This is a genomic window from Ignatzschineria sp. PL_is040 (genome assembly GCF_055813795.1).
In genome coordinates this window covers 222,628-233,957 of the sequence record NZ_JBVPGU010000001.1, presented here as the reverse complement: position 1 = coordinate 233,957, position 11,330 = coordinate 222,628, and the positions used below count along the sequence as shown (strand labels likewise).

Below are 11,330 nucleotides of genomic sequence, written 5' to 3'. Positions count from 1 at the left end.
AGCCATTGAGAAAACGCTCTAGCAATCATTGCTAAGGTTTATCAATGGCGATTCCTATCGATTCCTAAAAATATATTATCTTGAATGCTATCTTGAAAAACATCTTGATAAGTTATTCCCCCTATAACCCTTTATACCCCTTATAAGTTCTAATGAATCTCTAATGAACCCCTAGGGGATCTGATGGGATCCCTGCATTAACCTACGATGCTCTTCAGGTGAGATTGAAGCCTAAAAGTGTTATCAAAAATCTTATTTATAGTACCATAGAGCTCTATCACTTGAGCTGTAAATCTCATTTAGCTCTCCGCTCTATCAGCAATACACCACACTCTTTACAGAGATTGATCATGGAAAGTAAGTGGATAATAAATAGATAACATATGGATGATAAATGGATGATAAGTGGATGATTTATCGCAGCACAAACCATCAACCTAAAGAGAAGAAGATGAAACAAGAAAAAAAATCCTTACAAGGTCACGATACGTTTTTTGATTCTATCGATTTAACATTTGATACCCAACATATCTGGCACCCTTATACCTCAATGAGTGAGCCACTTCCTTGCTATCCGGTTACTTCGGCAGAAGGGGTGAAATTACGCCTAGAAGATGGAAGGGAACTTATCGATGGGATGTCTTCTTGGTGGGCGGTACTCCATGGCTATAACCATCCTGTGATGAATGAAGCCATTAAAGCACAACTGGAGAAGGTCTCTCATGTGATGTTTGGTGGCATTACCCATCAACCTGCTGTAGATCTTGTTAAAAAGTTGATCGCGCTAACACCTGAAGCACTGGAGTGTGTCTTTCTTGCCGATTCAGGCTCTGTTGCTGTTGAAGTTGCCCTAAAAATGGCCTTTCAATATTGGCAAGCGAAAGAGAGCTTAGCCGCAAAGCGTGAAGGAAGAGCTGAAAAACCACGCCATCGCGTTCTCTCACTCTCCCACGCCTACCATGGAGATACCTTTGGTGCGATGTCTGTTTGTGATCCACAAAACTCGATGCACTCTATCTATGGTGATTATCTCCCTAATCACCTCTTTGCCGACACCTTTACCATCGGCTTTGATGAACCTTGGGACGATTCAGCCGCAGATAATCTACGAGCGCTCTTTACAAAACATCACCATGAGCTCTTTGCTGTCATTGCTGAACCCATTGTACAAGGTGCCGGTGGCATGCGCTTCTACCATCCTAATTATCTTAAAGTCCTCCGGGAACTTTGTGATCAGAGTGGTGTACTGCTCATCTTTGATGAGATCGCTACCGGATTTGGTCGTACGGGTCGCTTCTTAGCAGGTGAACATGCCGACGTCGTTCCCGATATTCTCTGTCTTGGAAAAGCATTAACCGGTGGATACTTAACGCTCTCTGCAGTTTTAACAACGCGCCATGTCGCCGAGACAATTAGTCAAGGCGAGGCGAAATGCTTTATGCATGGCCCCACCTTTATGGGTAATCCCTTAGCCTGTGCCGCAGCGAATGCGAACCTCTCCCTATTAGAGGGTGGTCATTGGCAAGAGAATGTCTCCCGCATTGAGAAGCAGCTCAAAGAGGAGCTTTTAAATCCATTGAGAGAGAATCCCCATATTGAAGATGTCCGTGTTTTAGGCGCAATAGGCGTTGTCGAATTAAAACGTCCTGTCAACCAAGCACGTATTCAGAAATATTTTGTCGATCGCGGTGTTTGGATTCGCCCCTTCAATCGTCTGGTCTATATTATGCCCCCCTTTATTACCAATAAAGAGGAGCTCGGAGAGCTGACATCAGCCTTAGTGGATCTCCTCAATCGGGAAGATTTTTCAGAGTTTGTTGAGTAGTAGTGAATGCTCTCTAGCTAACAGAAACCTCAATATCTCAAACATTCACACCTCAAAGAGAAACCGAAATGATTAATGCTAAGACTTTAACAATTGAGATCGATCCTCAAGGCAATCAAGATGGTCAAAATAATCAAGATGAGCAACATCATCAGCAGCTATCCCTCTCCTATCTTCAATGTCAAAGCCATCAACAGGGAGTCAAGAGCGATGAGAAGCCGGCGCTTCTCTTTCTTCATGGGATTTTAGGGGATGCGCGTACGTGGATACCTTATCTCACTGCATTTCCCCAATATGATTGTTATGCTTTAACGCTCTCAGGATTTGGGCAAAATAGTGAAACAGCAATCCCCTTTGATACCGATCGCCATGGCAAAGAAGTACTCACCTTTTGCCAAGCACTCAATGAAAAAGAGGGAAAGCCTCATCGACAATATATTGTTATCGCATGGTCTTATGCCTGTCATGTTGCACTCTTAGCAGCGCATAAAGCGCAATCGCAAGATCGATTATCCTCTGCGAGCTCGCTCTTTGCCGGGCTTATCCTCTATGAATTGATTATCCCAAGTTACGGAATCTCTGAAGAGATGCATCAACAATTTACCCGGGATATCGCCAAGATGATGAGCCCGATCATTCGTGCTTTTCGCCGAGATGAAGAGACGAAAGCGATCGATCACTTTATAGCCGCCTGTAAAAATGCACCCTTCTCCCTTAAAGAGCAATCGGAGTCGATTCAAGAGATTAAGGAGGATAATCGACATACCCTCAATAAGCTCTTAACCCAAAAAGATCCTCTCCCCTTTACCGCAGAGATGTTACAAAGACTCAATGAGAGGGTTCCTATCACTATTCTTTGGGGGAAAAATTCACGGGCTATCTTTCAACTGAGCTCTCAAGCCGCTTTTTCAGCACTCAATGAAAGTAGTAATGGAGGAGAGATTGATGCTGATCATCTTCTACCAGAAGAAGACCCTAAAAAGTTAATTCTTCTCCTCAAGGAGCTGATCTCCCAATAGGGATTAATAAGGATTAATAATTTCTCAAAACAATAGTGTCATCATCAATCAATTCATCATCAACCAATAATGAAACTAATGATCATGACGCATAATCTCATAACTAATAGAGTAGAACTTAACAGGTCAACTTAATAGATCAACAATAGGGAGACGATATGACTCAGTTCGCAGATAAAATCTACTACAACGGCGCAATCTTTACCGCAGATGCAGCGAATCAGATCACCGACGCAATCGCTTTCAAAGATGGCAAAGTACTTGCTACAGGGACTTTAGATTCGCTCAAACCATATATCAGTACAGAAACAGAGCAGATCGATCTTGCCGGCAAGATGTTAATGCCGGGAATTATCGATTCCCACCTTCATCCTTTCTGGGGCGGATTACAACTTTCAGGCTGCAATTTAGATTATCAATCTCTTTCGGTAGAAGAGACCCTAAAATTTATTCAAGATTATCTCGACCGTGATGAACATAAAGGGGATCGAGATTGGCTCCCTGTCCGGGCCTATCTTCGCCATGCAGTTCTTCCATTAGGATACGACATCACTCGGCGTGATCTTGATCAGCTCAATACTGTACGTCCCGTTATTCTCTTCGCCAATGATTGTCATACCTTGGTGGCTAATAGTCGCGCATTAGAACTCTTTGGGATTGATGAATCTACTCCGACGCCCAAAGATGGTACGATTCGCCGCTATCCCGATGGTACACTCAATGGAATCATGGAAGATGCGCCGGCAATGCGTGCTTACGATTCGATCCCCACTCTCGATGCTACTACAGCAATAAAAGTTGCCGAAAATGTTCAACAACTCCTCAATCGCCAAGGGGTGACCACGGTTATGGATGCGCGTGCATTACCCCTTCAATTTGATGCCTTTACCGCCGTTAAAGAGGCTGGGAAATTAACCCTTCGTCTCTTAGGTGCGCGTGAGATTACACCTGATGATTCCCCAACTGTTGCCGATGTTCCCCGTGCGGTTGAAGAGATGGCGACATTTGCAAAAAAATATAGTGATGCATCATGGGACGTGTCACCAGGAATTTTTATTCAACATGCTAAATTTTTTGTCGATGGCGTTATGCAAGCACCGATCCATACGGCAGCACTCCTCTCCCCTTACCGTATTAATTATGGGACAAAGAGTGCGCCAGAATATCGCTTATCAGAACAGACTGGGGATCTCTACTACTCAGATGAGCTATTAACAGCACTTATTACCGAAGTGAGCCGACATGGATTTCATCCCCATATGCATACTGTGGGAGATGGCGCCATTGAAGCGACGCTCAATGCCATTGAGAAGATGCGCGCTCAAGTGAAGGGGGATATTCGCCCAAGTCTTGCTCATAATGAGTTAACTTCTCCCCATCAATATGAGCGTTTTAGAGCGCTTGAAGCGATTCCTTGCCTCTCATTTCAATGGGCGGACTACCCACAAGTTTTTGCCGATGAGATGAAGGAGATCTTAGGGGATGAGCGCTTTCAATATTTAGAGACGGCGGGTAAATTCTATGATGCCGGTGTACGAGTTGCTTTTGGCAGCGATTGGCCGATCGATCCTCTCGATGAGTGGTTCGCTTTTAAAGTTGCGGTCACAAGGCGCGGTGATGGCGATGATAATCCAAGGCTCAACACCGATAGAGATCTCACTTTAACCGAAGTTTTACGATCTGCCACGATTGAAGCGGCCTATATGCTCGATGCTGATCGTTATATCGGTTCATTAGAGCCAGGGAAATTTGCAGATTATATTATTCTCGATCGTAATCCTCTCAATCATCCGCCAGAAGAGATCGGTAATACCAAAGTCTTAAAGACCTATGTCGGTGGTAAAGAGGTCTATTGCGCACAATAACCTCTCACCATAATGGATAACGCATCAGATAGATACACCGATAGATAAGTCAAAATAGATTGCCGGCAATTGCCGGCATATTTTAATGGTTTTTAGTAGATCGCTAGTAGCTTCTGCGCTTCTGGCGCTTCTGCCTTAATGGCGATTTTGATGATCCTTTCCTTTAAAATCGGGTAACTCCGGAAGATCAAACCGCTCTGCTTGCTGCTCTACCATCTGCCGTGCATCTTTTAAGCTCCAGATCTGGTAATAATCTAAAACCCACAGGACAATTCCTAGAAAGATTAAGATCATCACAAGACGCATCACTAATTTAATAAAGACCGAAGCGATCTTTCCAACAAATCCTAAGACAAAACGTAATGCACTAAAGGCTACCAATATCACAATCACGATTACTATCGCTTCCATCGCTTCTCCTCTCTACTCAAAAGCCGTTAGAAGTCATTCAAAGCACTCCGAACTACTTAAAATCACTTATTCCTCTTAAACCGCTTAAATTTTTTGAATCTTTTGAATACGTTACATCACTTAAAACGGAAAAAAGGAGAGATGGCATCATCTTTAGCTAACTCGATTGTCTCTACAAAAGCTTGCAATACTGGGCTAATCTCCTCTGTTACGCGATGGATAAAGGTGGTTGTAATCTCACTATATTGAGCCGGCAATTCATGACAGAAAATAAGCCCTTGCTGCTCATAATGTTGCACCGCAGAATAAGGTACATAAGCAATCCCCAAGCCGGAAATCACACTACCCAGAGTCGTCTCTAATGTACCAAGCTCCATATTCTTTGTGGGTTCAAAATGAATGGTCTTTAACCATTCTTGTAGTTTCGCACGATAACCACATCCATCACTAAAACTTAATAGCGGCATCTCGAGCAGTGTCTCAATATCCTCTGCTCGATGATCGGCGATCAATACTAACTTCTCTTCAAAAACATCAATTTCACGCAATTCCGGATGACTTGTAAAGCGACTCTTAGTAACAAATGCCCCATCTAACTTATAATTTAATACCTTATCTCGTAATTCCGTTGTGACTCCCGTGGCTAAACGAAGATCAACAGTGGGGTAATTTTTATTAAACTTAGAGAGAATCAATGGCAATTTAATCACTGTTTCAACAGATGCAATCTCTAATTTACCCACCGGCTTTCCACCTGAGCGTGCAAGTTGCATCATCTTGTCAGAGAGCTCAATGATCTTATAAGCAATATCGATCAGCACCTTTCCTTCCGGCGTTAATTGCATTCCCTGCTTACTGCGAAAAAAGAGCGTCACATTAAGATCTTCCTCTAACTTCTGGATCCGAGAACTCACATTCGATTGAACATAATTGAGCTCTTTTGCCGCATGACTGATGGAGCCTAACTCCGCCACTTTTGTAAATATTCGTAGATCACGACCATTCATCGCTCCCGCCTCCTCTTTGATTGATTCATCTCTCATTTAATGATGGAGATATTATATCTATCACTAAAAATGATCGCAACTAATATAATTAATCGTTTTACAAGATATGAAAAGCGGTTTAAATTGAGTCACATTGCTATAGAACGGAACGTAGCGCACGCAAATAGATCAGCGATACTTTTAGAGAGTTATAGAAATATAGCGATAGAGAAATAGAGCAATCGAAATAATAATAAAAATTGATGAAATCGAATATCGAATATCGAATATCGAATATCTAAATAACAGTAAACGATCAAAATGGAATCCAAAATAGGATTCTAAAGAAAAATTGACAAGGAATGGGGTGAATTATTATGGCAAGTCGGTATAGTCTAATTTATGGAGCATTACTACTGATCATCGCAAGCGCATCTTGGGGTGCGATGTTCCCTGTTGCTGCCGAAATTTTTAAGGTGATCAATCCTTACTACTTTACGTTGCTACGTTATCTTCCTGTTGCACTTATTTTAGCCGTCATCCTCTACTATAAAGAGGGTGCTGCCGCTTTTAAGCCAGAGGGCCATACCTTAATGATCTGGTTCTTTGGCTCAATGGGCTTTACCGTCTATAACCTCTTAATATTTATTGGTCAAGATCAATTGGGTGACCCCGGCGTTCTAATCGCATCGATTATGGAAGCTGCCGTTCCGATCATCTCTGCCATTGTGATCTGGGCTTACTATCGCTCAAGACCGAGTAACTTCACACTTGGAACGATCATTATCGCTTTCTTCGGCGTCACGCTAGTTGTCACTAATGGTGATTTCTCAACACTCTTTGGTGGTGATCGTCTCCTTCCCCTCTTTTTGCTCTTCTTAGCGGCATTAGGCTGGGCGCTCTATACAATCGGTGGCTCCCGCCTTCCAAAATGGTCGGTGTTACGTTACTCCACACTCTCAATTATCTATGGAATGGCAACTACCTTTATCGTGGTAATGATCGGCACAATCTTTGGCACAATCACACCACCCACATTGCCGGAGATCTACTCTGTTAAGTATGAGCTTCTCTTTATGATCTTCCTCCCCGGGCTCTTTGCGCTCATTGGCTGGAATAAAGGGGTGCAGATCTTAACACCGATCAATGCGGTACTCTTTATCAACTTTGCACCTATAACAACGATCATTATTCGGATGTTCCAAGGACACACCATCGAAGTAGTAGAATTGCTCGGCGTTGTGATCGTCTGTGGTATGATTATAGCGAACAATCTCCATAATCGTTTTCAACAGAAAAGACGCTTTCCTAAAAAAAAGAGTGCTAAGAGCGCTGAAATAGCTCTCCATGATGTTACAACAGAGAGTACCACTGCCGTAAGTGCCATAAGTGCAAAAAATATGCCGGCAAAAGATGTTGCGAATATCGAAAGCGTGGAGAGTGAGAAATGTCATATTGCAGATGAGGGCTTAACCGCACGTTAATTGTTGGGCCTAGAACTCATCTACAAGTTAGTTAACATGGTTAAAGAATTAAAAGAGTCATAATATGGTCCACCCTTCTGCTGATTATCTTCCTATCATCTATAAGCGCTATGCGAAAGCATGGCGCAAATTACGTGCAGAAGCACCCTTTATCGAGAAGGCTTGGCTCGATCGATTTCTCTCGATGATTCCAAAAGCGGAAAGTGCAGCGGAGCGTGAGATTTTAGATCTTGGATCGGGTGATGGCTACCCTATTGCTCACTATCTTATAGAGGAAGGCTATTCTGTTACAGGAGTAGATATTACCAAAGCTTTTATCAAAGCAGCTAAAAAACAATTTAAAGGGATGCCGGCAGAGTGGATCCTTGCAGATATGCGCGATATTACTTTCGATAAAACGTTCTCCGGCATCATTGCTTGGGATAGCTACTTCCATCTTCCCCCTAATGATCAAGTTGCGCTATTTAAAAAATTTGAGCGCTACTGTGCCCTAGGAGCACCACTTCTTATAACAACAGGGGCAGATGCCGGCGAAGCTATTGGGGAATTTAATGGGCATGATCTCTATCATGCAAGCCTCTCTCCCGATCACTACCGGCAACTCTTTATTGATCACGGCTTTGGCCTGATTCAATATCAGATTGTGGACCAAAGTTGTGGCGGACGAACAATCTGGTTAGCTAAGAAACGCTAACCCGATTATTTTTGACTCATCCATTTTTATCCATTTAGGATTTAACTTTTGATTGTCTCTTTTTGACTGTCTCTTTTTCACTATCTCTTTTTTATCTTTTTTATTTTAAAAAAGTTTCACTATAGAGCGCATCTGAAAAACCAACGAATGCCTGATCAGCCGTCACTACGACAGGACGTTTAATCAATGTTGGATGTGCTTGTAAAATCGCTACAGCCTCTGATCGCTCCATCACTGACTTCTTCTCACTCTCTGAAAGTGCGCGCCAAGAAGTACTCCGTTTATTGACTAATTGATCGAGCCCAATCTTATCGATCAACGCTAATAAGGTCTCTGCCGGCAATGGGGGATTACGATAATCCTGAAATTGATAATCGATTTTATGATTATCTAACCATGTAAAAGCTTTCTTCATCGTATCGCAATTTTTAATACCATAAACAATCATTAAGGTCTCCTTATATCATCAATACTCTAAAAACCTAAGAATCCAAATTAGAGTTAGAAATAATAGAATAAACAAAAAGCCTACTAACAATCGTTAGTAGGCTTTTCAATTTGGTTGCGGGGGCCGGATTTGAACCAACGACCTTCGGGTTATGAGCCCGACGAGCTACCAGACTGCTCCACCCCGCGCTAATTGATTTAGTAATTATAGAGCCTTTTCTAAAAAAGGCAAGCATTATGTTAAATATATGTTAACTATTTTCCATTATTCTCTATGCTTACCGATTACGCTCTTCCAATTTAGCTAAAACATCGCCCCAGGAGAGCTCCTGATCTTGCAATAAGACAGTTGCATGATAGAGCAGATCGGCCATCTCAGAGATCACCTCATCAGCATCGCGGACCGTTGCCGCTAATGCCACCTCAACGCCCTCTTCTCCTACTTTTTGAGCAATTCGTTTTGTCCCTTTTGCATAGAGAGATGCGGTATAAGATTCTGCAGGATCTCCCCCTTTTCTAGAGGCTAATAGTGCTTCTAAACGGGAGAAAAAGACCCAAGGGACATTTTTTGAGCTAGATTCAAAACAGCTAATCTCCCCTAAGTGACATGTAGGACCTATCGGTTTAGCTAAGATTAACAATGTATCTTGATCGCAATCGAGCGCATAATCAACAATCTGTAGATAATTTCCAGATGACTCCCCTTTGGTCCAGAGTCGCTCTTTAGTTCGAGAGAAGAAGGTCACGCGCCCTTGCATGAGACTCATCTCTAACGCTTCAGCATTCATATATCCTAGCATCAAAACTTCAGCCGAATCATAATCTTGGACAATCACAGGAAGAAGATGCTCTACCTTCTCCCAATTAACTGCCGCGATAAGTTTTTGAGAAGCTTCTAATGAGAGCTTTCGCTCCGCTTGCGCTTTTAATGATTGGGTAGGAAGAACCTCAATACCGGCAGCAGCGAGATACTCCTTAAGTGCGGTGATATTCACTAACTGTTTATGAAAAGCGGAAGCGCCTAATGTTCCATCAACGCCTGCGATCAGATATGCATCGCGGAAATGCTCCATCTTACCAGCACCCCCTGAAGCAATTAGCTTTGCGCGCTGACAAATAGCTTTAACCGCCTTTAACTGCGCTAGATCATAACCATCACGAACACCATCTTGATTCATCATATTCAGAACAATCTCTCCGGCACCTCGGCTCTCTACCTCAGCTACCCAATCTAATGTTCGCCATGCGGTCTTCTCTGTTGTTGCTTCATCTCCTGTTAAGGTATAGACAAAATAGTCATCTAACGCTTTATCATAGTAAGAGTCGATCCCCACTACAATTTTATCACTTCCAAACGCTGCTACTAATTCATTGATCAGATGAGGATTCGCTAATGCAGGAGAATTGATGGAGATCTTATCAGCACCATGCTCAAAGAGGGCTTCTGCATCCTCTAAAGAGCGAATCCCGCCGGCAACACAGAGCGGAATATCGATCAACGCCTTGATCTCTTTAACCCAAGATTTATCAACCACTGCCCCTTTACTCGATGCGGTAATATCATAAATAACCAATTCATCCGCGCCCTCATCAGAGTAACGTTTCGCTAGAAGCGCTGCATCTCCCATCTCTTCATGGTTTCGAAATTGGGTTCCTTTAACAACAACACCCTCTTTAACATCTAAACATGCCACTATTTTTGCCAACATCTGATCGCCTCCTCAGCGCTAAATTTCCCTTCCAATAGTGCGCGACCTACGATCACACCAGCCACTTGGCTCTCTTTTAATGCCTCAATATCGGCAAGTGACCCAATACCACCTGAAGATTGAAAGGCAATATCGGGATAAGTCGTAGAGAGCTCTTGATAGAGAGGAACATTCGATCCTGATAACATGCCATCACGCGAAATATCGGTGCAGAGAACATGCTTTAAACCATATGGCTCATAACGCGCAATAAGCTCTTCTAAGCTACTCTCGCTTGTTTCTAGCCAACCGCTTAATGCAACTTTTTTAACGCCCCCTTCAATACGAATATCGAGCGCTAGAACGATATGATCTCCTCCAAACTTCTCAAACCAACGAATGACTTCATCAGGATTAGTCACCGCAGTAGAACCCACTACTACGCGTGAGACACCGATATCGAGTAAATTTTGAATATCGGCCTCTGTTCGAATACCACCACCGACTTGAATAGGCGCTTCAACCTCTTCAACAATCTTTGCAATTAGGGAGAGCTGTCTAGCCGCTGGATCTTTAGCACCATCTAAATCTACAAGATGGAGATATTGCGCTCCGGCATCTACATAATGTTGAAACTGCTCAATCGGTGAGTATGAGAAGGTGGTTTGGCGTTGATAGTCCCCCTGTTGGAGACGCACAACTTCGCCATTGATAAGATCTAAAGCGGGAATAATCATGGGCTACTCCTTGTAGCTATTGTTACTGTTGCTATTACTGTTGTAATTACTGTTGCTGTTATTGATATAGTGATGAGTGATATCGTTGATATAGTGATTGCCAGGGATCTATTCGTATAGATATATGGGTAGATCATATACGTGTAGATCTATCCTCGACCACGACACTAAAGA

Annotated in this window: 10 protein-coding genes, 1 tRNA gene and 1 pseudogene; 5 read left to right on the top strand and 7 right to left on the bottom strand. The window is 42.9% G+C overall.

All coding sequences use genetic code 11. The annotated features are described in order from the left end of the window. The first annotated feature begins 451 nt into the window (after window positions 1–451). From bioA to AC0SAP_RS00955, 3 genes are all read left to right on the top strand, one after another. Window positions 452–1,825 (top strand): adenosylmethionine--8-amino-7-oxononanoate transaminase, encoded by a 1,374-nt coding sequence (gene bioA / locus AC0SAP_RS00965; protein ID WP_473382424.1) that lies wholly within the window; start codon window positions 452–454, stop codon window positions 1,823–1,825. A gap of 68 nt (window positions 1,826–1,893) precedes the next feature. After that, entirely contained in the window at window positions 1,894–2,844 is a 951-nt protein-coding gene (locus AC0SAP_RS00960) for an alpha/beta fold hydrolase (protein WP_473382422.1), read from the top strand. Window positions 2,845–3,002: 158 nt separating this feature from the next. Continuing rightward, window positions 3,003–4,709: an amidohydrolase gene (locus tag AC0SAP_RS00955; protein WP_473382421.1), complete on the top strand. Its 1,707-nt coding sequence runs from the start codon at window positions 3,003–3,005 to the stop codon at window positions 4,707–4,709. A gap of 135 nt (window positions 4,710–4,844) precedes the next feature. Here AC0SAP_RS00955 and AC0SAP_RS00950 read toward each other — a convergent pair whose 3' ends face one another. Both AC0SAP_RS00950 and AC0SAP_RS00945 read right to left on the bottom strand, forming a co-directional pair. Further along, window positions 4,845–5,120, bottom strand: a complete 276-nt coding sequence (locus tag AC0SAP_RS00950; protein WP_286479183.1) for a hypothetical protein — start codon at window positions 5,118–5,120, stop codon at window positions 4,845–4,847. Window positions 5,121–5,236: 116 nt separating this feature from the next. Then, window positions 5,237–6,127, bottom strand: a complete 891-nt coding sequence (locus tag AC0SAP_RS00945) for a LysR family transcriptional regulator (protein WP_286479182.1) — start codon at window positions 6,125–6,127, stop codon at window positions 5,237–5,239. Window positions 6,128–6,483: 356 nt separating this feature from the next. On the opposite strand from AC0SAP_RS00945, the gene AC0SAP_RS00940 reads away from it, so the two are divergent. Beyond that, on the top strand, window positions 6,484–7,590 hold the full coding sequence (locus tag AC0SAP_RS00940) for a DMT family transporter (protein ID WP_473382419.1): 1,107 nt from the start codon (window positions 6,484–6,486) through the stop codon (window positions 7,588–7,590). Between the two features lie 64 nt (window positions 7,591–7,654). Beyond that, window positions 7,655–8,284, top strand: coding sequence for a class I SAM-dependent methyltransferase (locus tag AC0SAP_RS00935; RefSeq protein ID WP_473382417.1), 630 nt, complete (start codon window positions 7,655–7,657; stop codon window positions 8,282–8,284). A gap of 100 nt (window positions 8,285–8,384) precedes the next feature. Here AC0SAP_RS00935 and AC0SAP_RS00930 read toward each other — a convergent pair whose 3' ends face one another. The 5 genes and pseudogenes from AC0SAP_RS00930 to hisA form a co-directional block, all read right to left on the bottom strand. Beyond that, window positions 8,385–8,732 carry an arsenate reductase gene (locus tag AC0SAP_RS00930; protein ID WP_473382415.1) on the bottom strand — a complete coding sequence of 116 codons (348 nt, stop codon included), beginning with the start codon at window positions 8,730–8,732 and terminating at the stop codon, window positions 8,385–8,387. A gap of 111 nt (window positions 8,733–8,843) precedes the next feature. Next, a tRNA-Met gene (locus AC0SAP_RS00925) sits at window positions 8,844–8,920 on the bottom strand. 89 nt (window positions 8,921–9,009) lie between these two features. Further along, window positions 9,010–9,609, bottom strand: coding sequence for a bifunctional phosphoribosyl-AMP cyclohydrolase/phosphoribosyl-ATP diphosphatase HisIE (gene hisIE, locus AC0SAP_RS00920; RefSeq protein WP_353623178.1), 600 nt, complete (start codon window positions 9,607–9,609; stop codon window positions 9,010–9,012). Between the two features lie 66 nt (window positions 9,610–9,675). Beyond that, window positions 9,676–10,440 (bottom strand): annotated as a pseudogene (gene hisF, locus AC0SAP_RS00915) (imidazole glycerol phosphate synthase subunit HisF); the annotation flags it as partial. Beyond that, the gene (gene hisA / locus AC0SAP_RS00910) at window positions 10,425–11,156 is read right to left on the bottom strand and encodes a 1-(5-phosphoribosyl)-5-[(5-phosphoribosylamino)methylideneamino]imidazole-4-carboxamide isomerase (RefSeq protein ID WP_286479175.1); all 732 of its coding nucleotides are present in this window, start codon (window positions 11,154–11,156) and stop codon (window positions 10,425–10,427) included. The gene hisA and the pseudogene hisF, both read right to left, overlap by 16 nt. Between the last annotated feature and the right edge of the window lie 174 nt (window positions 11,157–11,330).